16 protein-coding genes are annotated in these 19486 nt (G+C 65.5%); all 16 read right to left on the bottom strand.

The window, feature by feature from the left end; genetic code table 11:
- Positions 1 to 67 precede the first annotated feature (67 nt).
- The 16 genes from AB843_RS08900 to cofE all read right to left on the bottom strand — a co-directional run bounded on the left by AB843_RS08900 (position 68) and on the right by cofE (position 19483).
- The gene (locus tag AB843_RS08900; protein ID WP_048646485.1) at positions 68 to 844 is read right to left on the bottom strand and encodes a GntR family transcriptional regulator; all 777 of its coding nucleotides are present in this window, start codon (positions 842 to 844) and stop codon (positions 68 to 70) included.
- Positions 845 to 1057: 213 nt separating this feature from the next.
- Positions 1058 to 2290 carry a xanthine dehydrogenase family Fe-S subunit gene (locus tag AB843_RS08895; RefSeq protein WP_048646484.1) on the bottom strand — a complete coding sequence of 411 codons (1233 nt, stop codon included), beginning with the start codon at positions 2288 to 2290 and terminating at the stop codon, positions 1058 to 1060.
- Positions 2287 to 3126 (bottom strand): FAD binding domain-containing protein, encoded by an 840-nt coding sequence (locus tag AB843_RS08890; RefSeq protein ID WP_048646483.1) that lies wholly within the window; start codon positions 3124 to 3126, stop codon positions 2287 to 2289. The genes AB843_RS08895 and AB843_RS08890 overlap by 4 nt, the downstream gene beginning before the upstream one ends.
- Positions 3123 to 5513 carry a xanthine dehydrogenase family protein molybdopterin-binding subunit gene (locus AB843_RS08885; protein WP_048646482.1) on the bottom strand — a complete coding sequence of 797 codons (2391 nt, stop codon included), beginning with the start codon at positions 5511 to 5513 and terminating at the stop codon, positions 3123 to 3125. Before AB843_RS08885 ends, AB843_RS08890 begins: the two co-directional genes overlap by 4 nt.
- A 126-nt stretch (positions 5514 to 5639) precedes the next feature.
- Positions 5640 to 7028: an NAD(P)(+) transhydrogenase (Re/Si-specific) subunit beta gene (locus AB843_RS08880; protein WP_048646481.1), complete on the bottom strand. Its 1389-nt coding sequence runs from the start codon at positions 7026 to 7028 to the stop codon at positions 5640 to 5642.
- Complete coding sequence (locus tag AB843_RS08875) at positions 7025 to 7336, bottom strand: NAD(P) transhydrogenase subunit alpha part 2 (protein ID WP_048646480.1); 312 nt, start codon at positions 7334 to 7336, stop codon at positions 7025 to 7027. The genes AB843_RS08880 and AB843_RS08875 overlap by 4 nt, the downstream gene beginning before the upstream one ends.
- Positions 7337 to 7405: 69 nt before the next feature.
- Positions 7406 to 8539 (bottom strand): NAD(P) transhydrogenase subunit alpha, encoded by a 1134-nt coding sequence (locus tag AB843_RS08870; protein WP_048646659.1) that lies wholly within the window; start codon positions 8537 to 8539, stop codon positions 7406 to 7408.
- Between the two features lie 211 nt (positions 8540 to 8750).
- On the bottom strand, positions 8751 to 10034 hold the full coding sequence (locus AB843_RS08865; protein WP_048646479.1) for an ArgE/DapE family deacylase: 1284 nt from the start codon (positions 10032 to 10034) through the stop codon (positions 8751 to 8753).
- A gap of 135 nt (positions 10035 to 10169) precedes the next feature.
- Entirely contained in the window at positions 10170 to 11123 is a 954-nt protein-coding gene (locus AB843_RS08860) for an LLM class flavin-dependent oxidoreductase (protein ID WP_082143726.1), read from the bottom strand.
- A 19-nt stretch (positions 11124 to 11142) separates the two neighbouring features.
- On the bottom strand, positions 11143 to 11913 hold the full coding sequence (locus AB843_RS08855; protein ID WP_048646478.1) for a CoA-transferase subunit beta: 771 nt from the start codon (positions 11911 to 11913) through the stop codon (positions 11143 to 11145).
- Positions 11906 to 12826: a CoA transferase subunit A gene (locus AB843_RS08850; protein ID WP_048646477.1), complete on the bottom strand. Its 921-nt coding sequence runs from the start codon at positions 12824 to 12826 to the stop codon at positions 11906 to 11908. Before AB843_RS08850 ends, AB843_RS08855 begins: the two co-directional genes overlap by 8 nt.
- Positions 12827 to 12910: 84 nt before the next feature.
- Entirely contained in the window at positions 12911 to 14413 is a 1503-nt protein-coding gene (locus AB843_RS08845; protein WP_048646476.1) for a pyridoxal-phosphate dependent enzyme, read from the bottom strand.
- A gap of 219 nt (positions 14414 to 14632) precedes the next feature.
- A complete protein-coding gene (gene cofH / locus AB843_RS08840) occupies positions 14633 to 17053 on the bottom strand; it encodes a 5-amino-6-(D-ribitylamino)uracil--L-tyrosine 4-hydroxyphenyl transferase CofH (RefSeq protein WP_048646475.1) in 2421 nt (806 codons plus the stop codon).
- The gene (cofC, locus tag AB843_RS08835; RefSeq protein WP_048646474.1) at positions 17050 to 17730 is read right to left on the bottom strand and encodes a 2-phospho-L-lactate guanylyltransferase; all 681 of its coding nucleotides are present in this window, start codon (positions 17728 to 17730) and stop codon (positions 17050 to 17052) included. The genes cofH and cofC overlap by 4 nt, the downstream gene beginning before the upstream one ends.
- Complete coding sequence (gene cofD, locus AB843_RS08830; RefSeq protein ID WP_048646473.1) at positions 17727 to 18722, bottom strand: 2-phospho-L-lactate transferase; 996 nt, start codon at positions 18720 to 18722, stop codon at positions 17727 to 17729. The genes cofC and cofD overlap by 4 nt, the downstream gene beginning before the upstream one ends.
- Positions 18719 to 19483 carry a coenzyme F420-0:L-glutamate ligase gene (cofE, locus tag AB843_RS08825; protein WP_048646472.1) on the bottom strand — a complete coding sequence of 255 codons (765 nt, stop codon included), beginning with the start codon at positions 19481 to 19483 and terminating at the stop codon, positions 18719 to 18721. The genes cofD and cofE overlap by 4 nt, the downstream gene beginning before the upstream one ends.
- Between the last annotated feature and the right edge of the window lie 3 nt (positions 19484 to 19486).

The raw sequence follows: 19486 nt of genomic DNA, 5'->3' as shown, positions 1-19486 counted from the left end.
CGCTCTATCTGTTTGTTTTTCCGCATTTATGCGGGCGTCAGGTGTCTCCACCTGACTGCAAAATGCTCTATGCGTTTTCCAGGCCGCGCGATTTGCTGCTTGCCGGACTCTTCTTGAGAAGATCGACGCGCAAGGCGAAGCAATCCTTGTGGTAATGGATGCTGGCCACGTAGATGGCGATACCCTTGTCGTCGACCAGGACCAGCCGGCAATCGGCCGTCGGCTCGCCGAGGCCGATCTTCAAAAGGTCGGCCGTCTCCGGGTCGGCAACGCCGATCGTCAGCGTCTGGTGCGCATGGACGATCTTCACGTCCTTCATCTCGACGATGCTCGGCAGCGCCGCTGCAAGCGTGAAGCGCTTGCGGTCGCGCGAGAACAGATCCTGCGCCAGATGGAGATTGACGACCGAGAACGGCTCGCCGTCATTGTACTGGACGCTGCGCAGGAAGGTGTACTCGTCGGCCACGCGGCCCTCGCGCTCGTCGAGTTCCGGCAGAACGACATTCTCCTCGATGTGGACGCGCTCCAGCACATTGTCCTTGACCAGCGAGATCATCGTCTCGAAATCATTCGCCAGATTGAGCCATCGATTGTGCTTCGGCTTGCCCGAAACGAAGGTGCCGCGCCCCTGCTGGGCATCGACAAGCCCCTCGTCGCGCAGCACTTCGATCGCCTGCCGGATGGTCACGCGCGCCACGCCGAACTCTGCTTCGAGCTCCTCGAGGGTCGAAATCTTGTCGCCTTCAAGCCAATGACCGTTCTCGATCCGCTGCCGCATGACGGAGGCGACCTGGATGTAGAGCGGGATGCGGCTTCGGTCGTAGAGGGATGAAAGTTTTTTCATGGTCTATATGTACGGCAGATAGGATGAAAGCACCAGACTACGCGCGTGATATTCGCTCGTCTGCATGGAGTTGATAGCGAATTCCCCTGTTTCGCAACCATTGATGGTTGTTCCCTCTGCTCATGCAGCAATTGTGCACCGATTATAGCCGGCGACAGCGGGAAATACCGGGCAAGTGGTGTCTACAACTCCGCTTGTCTCATCAACGATGCTTCAGCCGCGCCGGAACAACCGTGCGAAAAACTGTTTGACCTGCCCGACGATGACGGAAGACATCAGCGATCCGGCGTTGAATTCAGCCGCGACGGGAGCCGAATCGGCATCGCCGCCGCCGGCCTGATGCGCCAGCCGCGCCTCGAGATTCTGCACGAACACGCCGATCAGCCGGTTGGCGACGTCCTGCACCAGGCCGGAACGGCTGAACTGCGCCAGCACGCCCGACAGGGTGAAGCCGATCGCCACGTCGACGCGGGTTTCGCCCGGCGTCTCCGCCTCCTTCACCGCATAGCGGATCTGTCCCCGGGTCGCCGAATTGCTGCGCTTGTCCTTGCCGGTCCCGTCGATCACGCCGGTGCGTGTCGCCTCGTCGCGGGTGATGTCGGCCGCCCCGTGGAACTCGGCCGAGATCGGCCCGACCTTGACCTTGATCTGCCCTTCGACATGTTCGTCCCCGCCGGGCCCGCCTTCCGGCGCACCGTTCAGCGATGCGCCGGGCAGGCAGGCGGCGACCTCGTCGACCCGACCGAAGAAATCCCACACCACGTCCGTCGGATGCGCCACCGTAAAGCTCTGCTCGAAGGTGGTTTGCGGCTTCCAATTGTCGTCCTTGCGCGCCGCTGTGCGCGGCTGGCCTGCCGGTTTGACGGCGGCGACCGCGGCTGCCTTCGATGCGCCGGCGGCTTCCTTCGCCGTCGAGGCGTTGCCCGACCCGGCCGGGCCCAGTCGCGTGCGGCCGCCACCGGCGACGGCTGCGATGCCGCGCGCCCGACGGTCGGCGATGACCCCCTGGATCGCCCGCACAATGCCCACATAGCCGGTACAGCGGCACAGATTGCCGCTCATCGCGACACGAATGTCGTGCTCGCTCGGCGCATCCATCCGCAGCACCACGTCGCGTGCCGAAACCAGCATGCCCGGCGTGCAATAGCCGCATTGCAGCCCGTGTTCCCTGGAAAAGGCCGTCCGCAACTCGCTCGTGATGTCGTCATCGTCGAGCCCCTCGACCGTCGTCACGCTGGCCCCCTCGCAGGCGGCGGCGAACGTGATGCAGGAGCGCGTCGGCACGCCGTCGACCAGGATCGTGCAGGCGCCGCACACCCCGTGCTCGCAGCCGAGATGGGTGCCGGTCAGATTGTTGGTTTCGCGCAGGAAATCGGCCAGATGCGTGCGCGGCTCGCAGGCCGCATCGACCGGTTTGCCGTTGATCGTCAGATGAATCATGCTCATGCCGAACCTGCCTGCTGAATGGCGCGCCGCAATGCGACGACGTGTGTCTGGCGGTCGATCGGGTCGCTCATGCCGCCCGCCTCGACCAGTTCCCCGGCCAGCCTGCTGTCGAAGTCCCGGCCGGGTTCCGTTGCCGTCCCTTCCCCCAGAAGCTGCCTTGCGTCGGCGATGACGATCGGCCGGCTTTCCGTCGCGCCGAAGACGGCGCGGCTCACCCCGCGCTCGGGATCGACCAGGAAGGCGCCGATGGCATGGGCGAATTCGCCGGTCTTGCGGCAGCTCTTGTAATAGCCCCAGCGGGCAGACACGCTGAGCTTCGGCACGCTCACCGAGACCAGCATTTCACCGGGTCGCAGGTCCGCCTCCAGCGCGCCCAGCATGTAATCCTCGACGGCGACGCTGCGGCTCCCCCCCGGTCCTCGCAGCGTCACCGTCGCCCCCAATGCCGAAAGGATCGATATCCAGTCGGCCGAGGGATCGGCATGGGTGATGCTGCCGCCGATCGTGCCGCGGTTGCGCACGGCGCGGTAGGCGATGCCGCCGGCCACCGCCGGCAGTGCACCGCGCGTCATGTCGGGCACGCGCCGGTCCTCGATGTCGGCATGCGTGATGCAGCCGCCCATGACGATGGCGTCGGGCGTCTCCACCACCTGGCGCAGTTCCTCGATGCCGGTGATGTCCACCACCAGGTCGGGCTGCACCAGCCGCATGTTGAGCATCGGCCCGAGCGACTGGCCGCCGGCCATGATCTTCACCGTGCGACTGTCATCGGCGATCAGCGGCAGCACGCCAGCCACATCCTTGGGCCGCGCATAGTCGAAATTGACGGGTTTCAAGCCAGTTCTCCCTGCGCGGTCATGTCCGCGGATGCGCCCGCCTTGCCGCTGGCCGCCTTGCCTATTGCCTCAAGCACCCGGCGCGGCGTCATCGGCGTCTGCGTCAGCTCGACGCCCAGCCCCTTCAGCGCGTCGTTGACCGCGTTGCCGATTGCCGCCGGCGGCGCGATGGCGCCACCCTCGCCGATGCCCTTGACGCCGAACTCGGTGTAGGGCGCCAGCGTTTCCATATGGTCGAGCCGGGGCGCCGGCACCTCGGTCGGCCCCGGCAGCAGATAGTCGGCGAACGTGGAGGCCAGCGGCTGGCCGGAAGCGTCGAAATTCATCTCCTCGTACAGCGCCGTGCCGATGCCCTGCGCCAGCCCGCCATAGATCTGCCCGTCGACCACCATCGGGTTGATCAGCTTGCCGCCATCCTCGACAATGACATAGTCGAGGATTTCGATGTCGCCCATTTCCGGATCGACCGCCACCACCGCCACATGGGCGGCATAGCTGAACGTGCCGCTGTCGCGCACCGGTTTGTGGCCGATGGTCGCCTCCAGGCCGCGCGGATCGACCCCGTCCGGCAGGTTCTGCGGCAGCCGGTACCAAGTGTGGGCGATTTCTTGCAGCGAGACACTGCCCGAAGGGCCGACCACCCGCCCGTCGACCAACTCCACCTGGTCGGGTTTCGCCTGCAACAGATGGGCGCCGATGCCCTTGGCAAGCTTGGCGATCTCGCGCGAGGCGGTCGCCACGGCGCCGCCGGCCATCACCGCGCAGCGCGACCCCCAACTGCCCGTCGAATAGGGCGTGTATTCCGTATCACCATGCACCAGCTTGATCCGCGAGACATCGATGCCGAGGATTTCATGGGCGATCTGCGGCAAAGTCGTTTCCATGCTCTGGCCGTGCGAATGCACGCCGACACGCAGCTCCAGCCCGCCATCGGGCGTCATCCGCGCCGTCGCCTGCTCGTGGCCCGGCACCATCGGGATGCCCCAGCCCGCATAGACGGACGTGCCGTGCGCCCCCTGCTCGCAGTAGATCGCCTGGCCGATGCCGATCAGGCGGCCATCCGGCTCGCCCTCGTTCTGCCGCGCGCGGAGCGCCGGCAGGTCGATCGCCGCCATGGCGCGCCTGAGCGCTTCGGGATAGTCGCCGCTGTCGAAATGCTTTTTGGTGATGTTGTCGAACGGCATCTGCTCGGGCCCGACCAGATTCTTCAACCGCACCTCATGCGGTTCCAGGCCCGTCTCGCGAGCGATGGCGTCCATCACCAGCTCGATCGCATAGCAGACACCCGTGCGCGCCACGCCGCGGTAAGGCAGGATCGGGCACTTGTTGGTCGCCACCGACCAGGTGCGGCAGCGATAGGATGGAAAATCATAGGGACCGGGCAGGATGCTCGCCACCTGCGCCGCCTCCAGGCAGGCGGAGAACGGGTAGGAGGAATAGGCGCCCGAATCCACCGTCGCCTCGCAATCGACGCCGAGCAGCTTCCCGTCGCGGTCCGCATAGCCGGTGATGATGTAATGGTGCTCGCGGCAATTGGCGCCGGCCGTCAGATGCTCGCGGCGATCCTCGATCCAGCGCACCGGATGGCCGCAGCGCATCGCATACCAGCCGAGGCAAATGTCCTCCGGCAGGAGGATGCCCTTGTAGCCGAAGCCGCCGCCGACATCCGGCGAGACGATGCGCACCTGATGCTGGCCGAGCCCGAGGCATTCGGCAAGTCCCGTGCGCACGATGTGCGGCATCTGGCTGCCCGTATACAGCACCAGCTGTTCCATGCGCTTGTCCCAGACGGCGACCGTGCCGCGCCCTTCCATCGGCGCCATGCTCTGCCGCGCAGTGGAGATCTCGCGCGTCACCTTGATCGGCGCGTCGAGCGCCGCCTCGAAATTGATGTCGACGAAGGTTTCCAGGAAGACGTTGTCGCCCCATTCCTCGTGCAGCAGCGCCGAACCCGGCTTGCGCGCCGCCAGCATGTCATGAACCGCCGGCAGTTCCTCCAGGTCGAGGTCCACCGCCTCGATCATGTCTTCGGCCTCGGCGCGCGTATCGGCGACGCACATCGCCAGCAGCTCGCCCACCTGCCGCACCTTCTCGAACGCCAGGATCGGCTGATCCGAGGGCTTGAAACCCGCCAGCCCGGACACCGCGCGGATCGGCTTCACATCCTTCAGATCCTCGGCGATCACCACCCGCTCACGCAACGCGTCAGGCACATGCACGCCGTTGACCCGCGCATGGGCGAGCGGCGAGCGGACGAAGGCCACGTCCTTCATGCCCGCCAGCCGGATGTCGGCGACGAACTGCCCGCGTCCGCGCAGGAGCCTGTCGTCTTCCTTGCGCAGCAGCGAGGCGCCGACCCCCTGTTGCTTGACATCCTGTGCAGTCATGTTTCCACCCTTCCTCCTTGCGGGAGCCGTCGGCCCGGCGGGGCCTTCGGTTTCGCCGCCACACCCATATCAGTCTATATCTAGGATGATAGCAAGACTTGTCCTTCGTTCATCTCGTCGCAGCCCTCATGCCTGCTTCACCTCGGCGCAGAGCTTGTTGATCGACTGCTTGGCGTCGCCGAACAGCATGCTGGTCTTCGGTGAGACGAACAGCTCGTTTTCGACCCCCGAAAAGCCCTTGCCGCGGCCGCGCTTGAGCACGATGACGCTTTTGGCATCCTGCACGTTGAGGATCGGCATCCCATAGATCGGTGAGCTCCTGTTGGTGCGCGCCGCCGGGTTGACCACGTCATTGGCGCCGATCACCAGGGCAACATCCGCGTCGGAGAACCGCTCGTTGATGTCCTCCATGTCGAACAGCTTGTCGTAGGAGATGCCCGCCTCGGCAAGCAGCACGTTCATGTGCCCGGGCATGCGGCCGGCGACCGGGTGGATGGCGAAGCGCACGTCGACGTCGCGCTTTTCCAGAAGATCGGCCAGTTCGCGCACCTGATGCTGCGCCTGGGCGACGGCCAGCCCGTAGCCGGGAACGATGATGACGCGCCGGGCAAAGGCCAGTCGCAGCGCGGCGTCGTCCGCGTCGATCGGCATCATCTCGCCCGCCACCCCGTCCTGCGCCGCGTCGGCCCCGCCCGTTTCCGCGCCGAAGGCGCCGAACAGGACGTTGGCGAAAGAGCGGTTCATCGCCTTGCTCATGGCCATCGACAGAATGAAGCCGCTGGCCCCGTCGAGCGCGCCGACGACGATCAGGATGTTGTTGTCGAGCGCGAAGCCCGTCGCCACGGCCGCAAGGCCCGCATAGGAGTTGAGCAGCGACACCACCACCGGCATGTCGGCGCCGCCGATCGGCAGCACCATCAGCACGCCGACCGCCAGGCCGATCGCCAGAATGGCGATGAAGAACGCCGTATCGTAGGGCGAAACCACCAGCCAGACGAGACAGACGACGCCGGCGGCGAACAGCGCCAGATTGAACACGTTCTGCCCGCGAAAGGTGATCGGCGCTCCCGGCAGCAATTCCTGCAGCTTGCCGAAGGCCATCAGGCTCCCGGTCACCGTCAGCGCGCCGAAGAACACCTCGAAGCCCAGCGCGACCGTCTGGCCGTGGCTCAGCGTCTCCTCGTGAAACCCGTGCAGATATTCGCCGACGCCGACCAGCGTCGCGGCAAGCGCGCCGAAGGCGTGGCTGAAGGCGATGCGCTGCGGCATGGCCGTCATCGGCACCCACATGCCGAGTGGATAGCCGATCAAGCCGCCGGCGACGAGGCCGACGATCAGCCATTCATAGCTGACGATGCGCTGGTCGACGAGCGTCGCGCAGACCGCGACCAGCATGCCGAAAGCGGCCATCTGCATGCCGCGCCGCGCCGTGGTCGGCTGGCCGAGCGCGCGCAGCGCCAGAACGAACAGCGCTGCCGAGGAAAGATAAGCGATTTGGATGCCGGTGGCGATCATGAGCTCATTTGCTCCTTCGCCTCGAGCCGCGCCGGCTTGAACATCGCCAGCATGCGGTCGGTAATGAGGAAGCCGCCGACCACATTGGCGGTGGCGCAGCCGACGGCAATGGTGCCGAGGACTGTGCTGAGCAGGCTCTGGTCGGCGCCGGCCAGCACCAGCGAGGCCACCAGCGAAATGCCGGAAATGGCGTTGGTCGCCGCCATAAGCGGCGTGTGCAGCAGCGGCGGAATGCGGCTGATGGTCTGAAAGCCGACAAAGCCTGCCAGCAGAAAGACGAAAAGTTGGATGATTGCGGTGGACGTCATGAACGGTCTCCAGAAATTGCGCGGGCAGAGCCGGCAGTCAGCCTCTCGCCTCCTGCCGAAAGCCCAGCGTCAGTTGGGCTTGGCGCCGCCGAAGGCCGGATGGACGATGGCCCCGTCGCGCGTCAGATTGGTGCTTTTCACCAGCTCGTCGTCCCAGTCGATGGCCAATCCCGGCTTGTCGCGGTCGATCAGCGTCGAGACGAAACTGTAGAGATTGCGCGCATAGAGGCTGGACGCCGTGGTGCCGATCCGGTCGATGCTGGAATTGCCGATGATCTTGATGCGGCGTCCGGCGTCGACCACCTCGCCCGGCTTCGAGCCCTCGATATTGCCGCCGCGCTCGACGGCGAGATCGACCAGCACCGAGCCGGCGCGCATGCCGTCGATCATCGCCCTGGTGACCAGGCGCGGCGCCGCGCGGCCGGGGATCAGCGCCGTGGTGATGACGATGTCCTGCTTGGCGATGTGGGCGGTCACGAGCTCGGCCTGCTTGGCCAGATAGTCCTCGGACATCTGCTTGGCATAACCGCCGGCCGCTTCCGCCGCCTTGAACTCGTCATCCTCGACGGCGACGAATTTCGCGCCCAGCGAGGCGACCTGCTCCTTGGTGGCCGGCCGCACGTCGGTCGCCGAAACGGAAGCGCCAAGACGGCGCGCCGTGGCGATCGCCTGCAGGCCCGCCACGCCGGCGCCCATGACAAAGATCTGCGCTGCCGGAATGGTCCCGGCGGCGGTCATCATCATCGGCAGCAGGCGAGGAAATTCCGAGGCCGCGTCGATGACGGCGCGATAACCGGCAAGGCTTGCCTGGCTCGACAGCACGTCCATCGATTGCGCCCGCGTGATGCGCGGCATCAATTCCATGGCGAAGGCGCTGATCCCTGCCCCGGCCATCACCTCCAGCGCGCCGTTGGCCTGATGCGGATCCATCGTCGCAAACAGCGCCGCGCCCGGCTTGCAGGCGCGGATGATCGCTTCCTCGGGGCGGCTGACGGCCAGGATGATGTCGGCGTCGCGGACCGCCGCTGCGGCGTCCGGCGCGACCCGCGCCCCCGCCGTCTCGAAATCGCTGTCGGAAATGCCGGCGCGCGTTCCCGCGCCGCCCTGCACCACCACCCTGCCCCCAAGCGCCTCGTATTTCCGAACCGTCTCCGGGGTGATGGCGACCCGCGTGTCGCCGTCGGTCAAAACCGCAATATGCATGACCATGCTCTCCTTGATGGACCCCGGGGCGAGACCGAATGCCGGCGCGCCGCCCCTGGATGCGCCTTCAATCTGGAACAAACCTATCTTACAGTCAACCTATTTATAGTAAGATAGAATCAATAAGCACAATTTTTGACCGCCACGAACCAACGAAAAAGGCGCCGCCAATGGCGACGCCTTCCGCTTTGCAGCCTGCGTGAAAACGTGATCAGGACGCCTTTTGCGCCTCGCTGTTGCACCAGTCGTAAATCGACAGCGCCATCACCTTGATCGAGGTGATGTAGTCGTCGATCGACACATACTCGTCATTGGCATGCATCACCGCCGTCGAGCCGGGACCGAAGATCACCGTCGGCGTCTCGCCATAGCTGTTGAGGAAGCGCGTGTCGGCGGCGCCCTGCCGGCCGCTGATGGTCGGTTGCTTGCCGGTCACCTCGGTATAGGTGCGCGACACCGTGTCGACGATCGCGTGCTCGCGCGGAATTTCGGAAGCCTCCGCATCGTAGCCGACGAAGCGCACCACCGGCGGATGGTCCTTCATCCACGGGTCTTGCGCCGCCACGGCGGCGATCTTGTCGACCAGGCTCTGCTTGACCCCTTCATGGTCTTCGCTGGGAACCGTGCCGATCGAGCCCTTGAGCAGCGCCGTCGCCGGGAAGGCGCTCGGATAGTTGCCCGCCTGGAAACTGCCGATCAGGCAGGGCAGCGAATCGATAGCGCTCGGATAAAGCGGATGCGTGACGGTCGCCACGCGCTCATCCTCAAGCTCCTGCACCGCCTTGCAGATCTTGTAGCCGAGCTCGATGCCGCTGATGCCCAGATAGCGCTGCTGGACGCCGGCCGGCTTGCCCTGGATTTCGATTTCGAACCAGATGCGGCCGATGCAGGCGGGCTGCACATGCAGGTCGCTGGTCTCGCCGGAAATGCCGGCATCGGCCTTGTAGCCGCGCATGACCGTGTCGAGCGTGCCGTGGCCGCTGACCTCCTCGTCGATGACGATGTTGATCATCACATCGCCCTTCGGCGTCAGGCCGAGTTCCTTCAGATACTGCACGGCCAGCACGTGGCTCGCCACGCCGCTCTTCATGTCGCAGGAGCCGCGTCCGTAGATGCGGCCTTCCTTGATGGTGGCCGACCACGGATTGTCGCTCCAGCCCTCGCCGTCGCCGACGGGTATCACGTCCGTATGGCCGTTGAGCAGCAGCGAGCGGCCGCCGCCCGTGCCCTTCAGCGTCGCAACGATGTTCGGGCGGCCCTCATAGCCGCGCGCCACGGGCCGGTAGCCGGGATGTTTCTTCAGTTCGTCCCAGTCGGTTTCCCACATGTCGACGTCGAGGCCGATGCCGGCCAGGTAGTCGTGCATGAATTTCTGGATGGCGGCCTCGTCGCCGGTCACGCTGGGGATGGTGACCATGTCCTGCAGCAGTTTGACGGCTTGGTCGCGCGAAGCCTCGATCTTGTCGATGATCTTTTGGCGGTTGGGGTCGGTCATGGATTTCTTCCGCTTTCGAATGGACGGGTTCCGCCGCCCGTTGCCGGACGGCGGAGATGCTTTCGCTTCGGCCTATTGCATCGGCCCGAAAATCGGAATCGATTTTTGGAAAGCACGATGCATAGATTCAAAGTGTTAGAGCGCCTTCAGGCGCGGGATGATCTCCTTGGCGATCGTCTCCACCTGGTCCTTCTGGTACTTGTAGGGGACGAAAATGATCTTCTGCACGCCGGCGTCGATATGCGCGCGCAGCTGCTCGACGCATTCGTCGACCGAGCCCATCACGGCGCTGTCGCGCGTGCAGTCGCTGTGCTCGGGGAAATCCCATTCCTTGTTCAGCCAGTCCATCATGTCGTCCTGGACCGCCGCTTTCGACTTGCCGATATAGATCGGCAGCTGCGAGGCGTTCTTCAGCGTGTCGGGATCCTTGCCGGCTTCCGTCGCGAAGTTGCGGATCTTGTCCCACGACTTCTTGAAATCCTCGGCGCGGTAGAAATAGGTCAGCCAGCCGTCGCCGACGGTCGCCGCCCGCTTCAGCACACGATCGACATAGCCGCCGATGAGGATCGGGATCTCCTTCTGGTGCGGCTTGGGATACATCACCGCCTTGGAAATGTTGTGGTTCATGTATTCGCCGGTGACCAGTTCCTCGGTCCACAGGCGGCGCATGATCTCCAGATTCTCGTCCATGATCTTGCCGCGTTTTTCGAACGGCACGCCGACCGCGTCGAATTCGCGCTTGTACCAGCCCGACGCCATGCCCATGACGAGGCGGCCTTCCGAAAGCTGATCCATGCTCGACAATTGCTTGGCCAGCGCCACCGGGTTGCGCAGCGGCAGGACGAGAATGCCCGTGCCCATCTTGATGCGCTTGGTGCGCGCGGCGATGCCGGTCAGCACCGTCAGCGAATCGATGATCGGGAAGTTCGGCTCGACGCCGAGCAGCATGTGATCCCACACCCAGACGGAATCATAGCCGAGTTCCTCGACCCATACGCCGTAGTCGACGAGTTCGCGCGCGTTCGGCATTTCCGGATAGGCTTTGAAATTGCGCGCGGCGACGCCGAACGTGTTGGACAATTCAGTCATTCATCTTCCTCCAAATATCTTAAGCGATGAACAGGCGCTCGGAATCGAGTTCCCGCAGAACCTGCAGTTCCGTTTCCGTCGGCGGCTCGGTGATGGCGGTCTCGTCGTCGAAATCGAGCGTGAAGCCGGTGTTGTCCTGAACCTCCTCGCGGCTTACGCCGGGGTTCAGCGCCAGGACCTTCATGCGCCGCGTCGTCTCGTCGAAGCCGAAGATTGCCAGTTCGGTGATCACCCGGAACATGCCGCCGGCCGGCAGGCCGCTGTCGCGCCGGCTGGTGCCGCCGCGGATGAAGCCCGGACTGGTGATGAAGTCGACATGTTCGACGAAGCGCCGCTTCTCGTGCTTCATGGCGACGATCATGTTGGTCAGGCTGGAAATGTCGTTGCCGCCGCCGGTCCCCGGCAGGCGCGTCTTGGGCGCTGCCGGATCGCCGATGAAGGACGAGTTCAGATTGCCGAACTGGTCGATCTGCGCCCCGCCCATGAAGCCCATGTCGACATAGCCGCGCTGCAAGAGAAGCAGCACGTCCGAGCTGCCCAGCACCATGTTGGCGCGCCGCGTGCAGCGCTGGTCGTTGGTCGATGGCGGCAGTTTGCCCGGCTCGACGAAAGCGCCGACGACGCCGCCCTCGAACAGGATGGTCAGCCGCGGGCAGTTGAGGCGTTGAGCGAGCGTGGCCGCCAGAAGCGGCGTGCCGACGCCGGCGAACACCACCATCCCGTCGCGCAATTGCCGTGCGCTGAGGATCGGCAGGATTTCGGCTGCGGTGTAGTTTCGCGCTTCAGTCATTGTAGATGCTCCGGCCCCGCTGGCTCGCCTCGAGAAGTTCCTCCATGCCGATCAGGGCGAGGTAGTCGTTCCAGGATTTCGGCTCGTGGAAATACTTGTCGAGATAGGCCCGCATGCCCTCCACCGGAGCGGCATTGACCTGTTTCACATAGGCTTCCATGTGCTTCATCATCGGCTCGTACAGGCCGTAGCACTCGTGCGGCGCCGAGCCGTACGGCACCTCGACCACCGCATCGACGCAGAAGAACGGGATCTTCGTCTGGTCCGGTGCGCGGCGGATCTGGTCGTTGGAGACGATCCGTTCCGTCGTCAGGATCACCCGGTCGGCGGCCAGCGCCAGGTCGATGTCCATGAACTGCAGTCCGTCGATCTGCGCATTGCCATAGGCGTCGCAGCGTTGCACATGGATCAGCGCCACGTCCGGATTGAGCGCCGGCACCAGCAGGATGCGCTCGCCGGTGAACGGACAGTCGATCTCCTTCGCCTCCGGCCGCTGGCCGAGCACGTCCGATCCGAGCATCGCCCGCATCGGCAGGAACGGCACGCCCATGCCGCCGGCGCGGAACCGCATGCCGACGCCCATATGGCTCCATTCCTCGTAGTTCTTGCCCTCATTCTCGACATGGTGGCGGAGCACCTTCGACAGGCCCCACAGGATCCCTTGCGCGAACCAGCTTGCGATGATGTGGTCCGATGCGCCCGAACCGAACAGCAGATCGCCATCGGTCGAGACGATCGCCCGCGAGCACGACAGGTTCTTGCGGCGCTGCCGGATCAACTGCCAGATCATCGCCATCGGCGTGCGCGACATGGTCGAGCCGCCGATGCCGACCTTCATGCCATCCTGGACGAACGAGCCAGCCTCCTCCAGAGACATGACCTTTTCGCGCAGGCTCCGGTCGCGGGCCGCCATTTTCTCCCTGAGCCTGTCATAGGGCTCTACTTGGGCTTCAAGCACAAACACTCTCCTCTTCGTCCGGCGGAAAACCGCCGCGTGTCAGTTCAAGCCGGCGTCGGCGTTGAAATCGTTGATCAGTTGGTCCCAGGCAGGCGCCGAGGCGGCAATGCCGTCCCAGAAGGCCTGGTCCTTGCGCGCGTCGAAATCCTCGATGGCGACGCCCTGCTGCTCGACCCAGGTGTAGTAGCCGAGGTTGAAGATGCGCCGCCTCTCGCCCTGGTCGAGCTCCAGTACATGCTGCGTCGAAAGTCCGGCCAGATCGCCGAGGAACACCCGGTCGGCCTCGGCCGCGCCAAAGCCATCGGGAAAGAATTTGCGCCGCGCGCCTTCCGCCTCGGTCGCGTACATGCGCGCGCTGTCGGTGGCGATCGTCATGATCACGTCGTCGGGACCGTAATTCATGTGGCGGGCAAGCTTGATCGCCGCGGCGATGTTGGCAAAACCGGAAATGCCGACTTCCGAGAAGGCAGCGATCGCCTCGGCGTCGAGCCCGGTCTGGCGCAGCACGGCGGCCCTGCCCTCCTCGCTGTTGAACAAGAGGTTCAGCCGGTCGGTGACCTGATCCGAGATGCCGATGACGAAATCCGTGTTCATCACATTGTGGATCAGCGGAATATGCTTGTCGCCGATGCCCTGGATGTTGTGCTCGCCATAGCCGTTCTCCAGCATGGTCGGGCATTCGAGCGCCTCGACGGCGGCGATGCGCGTGCCATGCAGCGTCTTCAGCCGGTCACCGGCGGCAATGGTTCCGGCCGAGCCGGTTGCCGAAACGAAGGCGGCGAGCCGCGTCCGCCCGGTCTTTCCCGGCAGTGCCGAGAACACGGCATCACACGCCGTGCCGGTGCACACATGATGCGCCATGTAGTTGGAGAAGGCGGAGAACTGGTTGAGGATGACGTTGTTCTCGTCCAGCGCCAGCTCGTGGCACTTGTCGTAGATTTCCTTGACGTTGCTCTCCGTGCCGACCGTGCGCACGATGTGCGAGGGATGGGTGATCCACCGCTCCAGCCATTCATAGCGCTCGCGGCTCATCCCTTCCGGCAGCACCGCCACCCCGTCGCAACCAAGAATGCGCGAGATCGCCACGCCGCCGCGGCAGTAATTGCCCGTCGACGGCCAGATCGCCCGGTGATGGGCCGGATCGAACCGGCCGGTCACCAGCAGGCTGACCAGCCCCGCATAGGCCGGCAGCACCTTGTGCGCGCCGATCATCGGAAAATGCGAGCCGAGCAGCACGACGATGGGCGCCGCGACGCCGGTCAGTTCCGACGGCAAGGTCACGCTCGCCGGCGTGTTCACCCGGCTGCGCCGGTCGGCGGCGTTGAACCAGTGCACGCGCCACAGATTGGCCGGGTCGGGACTGTCGGGATCGACACCCTCCAGCCGCTCCAGCGCCCGGGTGGGAAACGGATCGAGGCCGGCCAGTTCGGCGAATGTCGGCAGAACCAGCCGCGACGCGCGCGCCCGCTCGACGGCAGCCTGCCGTATTGCGGCATCGACCACTTCGGCCTTGTCGACAAATCCGTTTTGCGCACGCGCCATGGCACCCTGCTCCAATCCCTGGCCGCTACCCGTCAGCAGCTAAGTCAACCTATCATACTAATAATAGTATGTCTACTTGATGGTAAGAATCTTCCAGGTCAAGGCCGCCTGGGGAAAACCCATGCCGCCGCGCATCCGCCCGGATCCGCGACAATGCCGTAAGTCATTGAATCGGCAAGCCACGCGTGCCGAAACCAATCGCTGTTTCGGGCGGCTGCGTCAGTGGGTGCTGCCAATCTGAAGCACCGGCTCGGCGGCTTCGCCGGCGCTCGCGGCTGCAAAGGCACGCTCGCGAATCTCGGCGCCGGCATTGCCGTAGAGCGTGTTGCGCAGGCGCGGCAGACGGCCGGCGGAAACGATGATCCGCTCCATCTGCTGCGGCGTCATCTCCTGGCCGTAGCTGGCGCCGGCCGAGCGCGAGATGCTCTCGTCCATCAGCGTGCCGCCGAGGTCGTTGACGCCGGCATTCAGGCAATGCCGCACGCCGTCCGGCCCGAGCTTGACCCACGATGCCTGGATGTTGGTGATGTGCGGATGCAGCGCCAGCCGCGCCACCGCGTGCACGAGGATCGATTCGCGGAAGGTCGGGCCCGGCCGCGACCGGCCCTTCAGATAGATCGGCGCTTCCATATGGACGAAGGGCAGCGGCACGAACTCGGTGAACCCGCCGGTTTCGATCTGCAGGTCGCGCACGCGCATCAGATGCCGCGCCCAATGCTCGTAGCGGTCGATATGGCCGAACATGATGGTCGCCGTCGAGCGCAGCCCGAGCCCATGCGCCGCGCGCATCACGTCGAGCCATTCCTGCGTGTTGATCTTGTCGGCGCAGAGCAGTGCGCGCACCTCGTCGTCGAGGATTTCCGCCGCCGTGCCCGGCAGGCTCTTCAGGCCCGCCTCCTGCAGGCGCGCAAGAAATTCGGCAACCGGAACGCCGAGCGTCTGGGCGCCCTGCCAGACCTCCAGCGGCGAGAAGGCGTGCAGGTGCATCTGCGGCACCGCCTCCCGCACCGTCGCGCAGATGTCGAGATACTTTTGGCCCGTATAGGACGGATGGATGCCGCCCTGCATGCAGACTTCGCTTGCGCCGCGCTCCCACGCCTCGCGCACGCGCCCGGCGATCTCCTCCATCGAGATGTCATAGGGCCGGCCGCGCAGATTCTCGCTGAGCTTGCCCTTCGAGAAGGCACAGAACTGGCACTTGAAGTAGCAGATGTTGGTGTAATTGATGTTGCGCGTCACGACATAGCTGACCACGTCGCCGTTCACCCGGCGGCGCAAATCGTCAGCCGCCTGGCAGACGGCGGAAAAATCGGCGCCGCGCGCCCGAAACAGCCGGACGATCTCGGCTTCGCCGAGCGGCACGCCATCCTGCGCCCTGTCGAGGATCGCCTGGATATCGGAGCCCGCCTTCGCCGGCATGGCCGGCTTCACCAGCGCGGCGTCCACCACCGGCGGCGCATCCTGGCGGCCCGGACACCAATCGTCGGTGCGCGGCCAACCGTCGGCGTCGATCAGGTTGTAGAGCGGCGTGCGCATTTGCGCATCGACCCATTTCAGCGCATCACGGGCGTGGGAGGGATAGATCGCCAGTCGCTCGGTCAAAACCTTGCCGGCGGCTTCCGTCGCCTTCGCCAACTCCTCCAGGTGCGGCCACGGCGCTTCCGGGTTGACATGGTCGGGGGTCACCGGCGAGACGCCGCCCCAATCGTTGATGCCGGCATCGACCAGCTGCTTCAGCGCGCCGGGGCTCAAGTTCGGCGGCGCCTGGATGTTCATCTCCGGTTCGAACAGGAGCCGCGCCATGGCGATGGTCCACAGATGATCGTCGAGCGGCGGCGCCTCCACATCATGCATCAGCGTGCCGGGCTTGGGCCGGAAATTCTGCACGATGATTTCCTGGATATGCCCCTGCGCATCGTTCAGGTCGCGCAAGGCCAGAAGCGAATCGATGCGCTCCTCGCGCGTCTCGCCGATGCCGATCAGGATGCCGGAGGTGAACGGCACCGCATGTTCCCCCGCCAGCCGCATCGTGTCGATGCGGGCGGCCGGAATCTTGTCCGGCGAGCCGTAATGCGGCCTTCCCTTGCCGCACAGCCGCCCGGAAATGCTCTCCAGCATGATGCCTTGCGAAATCGACACCGGCCGCAGCGCGCGAAAATCCTCGTCGTTGAGCAGGCCCGGATTGAGATGCGGCAGCAGTCCCGTTTCCCGCCACACCAGGTCCGCCATTTCGGCCAGATAGGACAGCGTCGTCTCGTGCCCGAGCGCCGCCAGTTCCTCGCGGGCGATCCGGTAGCGCAGCTCCGGCTTGTCGCCAAGCGTGAACAGCGCCTCCTTGCAGCCCGCCCGCTTGCCCGCCTCGGCGATCGCCAGCACCTCGTCGCGCGTCAGGAAAGCCTTCTCGCCCTTGCGCGGCGGATGGGCGAAGGTGCAGTAGTGACAGACGTCGCGGCAAAGCTGCGTCAACGGGATGAACACCTTGCGCGAATAGGACACGCGCTCCCCATGACCGGCGTCGCGCCGCCGCGCGGCGGCCGCCAGCAGCGGCTGCAGCTCGGTCGTGTCGATCAGGCTCAGCGCCTCGTCGCGCTCGAGCCGCCGGTCGAGCGGAAAATCCTTGAGCAGCATCTGGTTGGTCATGGCTGCAATTCCTCCTTCGGCCACGCCGTCGCCGGCATGGGGTTGCGTTGCGCCAGGCGTTCGAGAAACAGGCGCGTCGCCGTGCCACCCTCGGCGCTGCAGAAAAGATCGGACGACACGTCGATGTCGTGCCCCGCCCCCTCGAGATGCAGGATGCGCGGCTCGATGCCCGCCGCCCGCGCCGCGGCCAAGTGCCGCGCAAAGCTGCTTTCGCCGAACGCCGGCAGCATCGCGTCCGATGGCTTCATGCCGAGCAAATTGGTGCCGCCGTCGCGCAGCGCCGGCGCCAGCACGACCGCATGGCTGTCCATCGCCTCGGCCACGGCGTTGATCTCGGCGGCGGTGGCGAACGGGATGTCGCCGGGCACGACGATGGCGCTGGCCCCGGCGCGCGGCCGCAGCCACTCTAGACCCTGCAGCACCGCCTCGTTGGTCCCGGCCTCGATCCTGTCCGGCACGATCGTCGCACCGGCCAAGCGGGCCAGATGCATCGCCTGCGGGTCGTTGGTGATGAGCGCTATGCCGTCCAGCCGCTCGACATCCGCCAGCATGCCGAGCACGTCGCGCAGCATGGCGCCGGCGAGTTCCATCCGCTCGGCCGCACCAAGCAGCGGCGACAGCCGCGACTTCGCCCGCTCCAGGCGTTTGACGGGAACGAGCGCCCAATGCCCGCTCATGACGACACCATTCGCTTGGGTCCCGCCATGGCGGCCAGGCGAGCGGCGAAACCGAGCGTCTCGCGCGCCAGCTCCTCCCGGTCCTCGTCGGATTTCATCAACGTCTTCGTCACATGCGTCGGCCCACCGACCGTGTCGCGCTCGGCGGCGTCGGTCGCATCGATGACCAGCCCGGCGAGAAGCCCGCGATAATGCTCGGCGATCGCTCCATTGGTCGCCGCCACGCCCAGTTCGGCCATGATCTTGTCGGTCGGCCCCTTGACCGCCTTGCCGCCGATGATCGGCGACACGGCGACCACCGGCGCGCGGGCCGCCTCGAGCACCCCCCGCAATCCGGGCACCGCCAGGATCGGGTCGATACTGAGGAACGGGTTCGACGGGCACAGGATGATCGCCTGCAGGTCGGGATCCCTGAGCGCGGCCAGCACCTGCGCCGTCGGCTGCGCCTTACCGGCGCCCTCGAAATTGATCTGCCTGACCATCGGCGCGCAGCGCCGCTCGACGAAATAGCGCTGGAACGGCAGCGCACCCTCCGGCGTCACCACCGTGGTGCGCACCGCATCGTCGCTCATCGGCAGGATTTCGGCGCGGATGCCGAAACTGTTGGCGAACGCGCCGATGATCTGTGTCAGCGGCACACCGGCGCGGAGCTGGCGCGTCCGCTCGACATGCAGTGCCAGGTCGCGGTCGCCGAGCTGGAACCAGGTTTCCGCGCCGAGATCGCGCAGGACGCTCATGAAATTCCAGCTCTCGTCGCCGCGCCCCCAGCCCAGTTCCCGGTTGGCCAGGCCCGACAGCGTGTAGAGCACCGTGTCCAGATCGGGCGAGACGTGCAGGCCAAGATGCTCGAAATCGTCGCCCGTATTGACCACCACCGTCAGCCGGTCGCCCAGGATGCGCGCCAGGCCGAAGGCCAGCTTGGCCCCGCCGACGCCGCCGCAAAGCGCCACGACGCGGCCATTGTTCGATATGCTGTTGTCCTCTGCGGTCATCGGAACATGTCCCGTTTTCTGTCGCGGATCAGCGCCGAGGCGGGGCGTGCCGGCGCGGTGTTGCGGAAACCGCGAATGAGTGCTGCGGGCACGCCCTCGGCTGCCTGCCCCATCAGCAGCGAGGCTGCCGACGCCAGTTCGTCGGCGGTCGCGATTTCGGTCACCTTCAGCTTGCGGCCAAAGAGATCGTTTGCGCCAACCTGATCGACCAGAGCCGGTATGCCCGCAGCACCGATGGCCACCCCGACGACGCCATTGCGCCAGGGGCGGCCGAAACTGTCATTGATGATGACGCCGACCGAAACACCGTGATCGGCGTCGAGCCGCGCCTTCAGCGCCTCAGCCGATCCGTCGGGATCGCGCGGCAGGAGCAGCACGCGCCCGTCGCCCTCGCCATGGCTGATGTTGGATTCGTCGATGCCCGCATTGGCCATCACCAGGCCCAGCCTGTGGGCGGCGATGATGACGTGCTGGCCGACCTTGACCAGTTCTTCCGCCTCGTTGAGCACCACCTGGACATGGCGCGGATCCTTGCCGAGTTCGTCAGCCAGTTCCCGCGCCCTGGCCGAAGGAGTTACCGCGTCCAGGTTGACATAGCAGCCTTCCGCCTTCGAGACGATCTTCTGCGCCAGGACGAGGATGTCGCCGTCGACGAGCGTCAACCCGTTATCCTGCAGCGCCTGGCCGATGAGCCCGGCGAGGTCGTCGCCGGGTTCGACCAGTGGAATCCCGTGCAGGGCATGAAGGGAGACCGGATGCATGAT

It is taken from the genome of Nitratireductor soli, from assembly GCF_001050155.1.
Classification (GTDB): Bacteria; Pseudomonadota; Alphaproteobacteria; order Rhizobiales; family Rhizobiaceae; genus Nitratireductor; species Nitratireductor soli.
The sequence above is the reverse complement of the archived record's forward strand: the minus strand, read 5'-3'. Positions and strand labels throughout refer to the sequence as shown.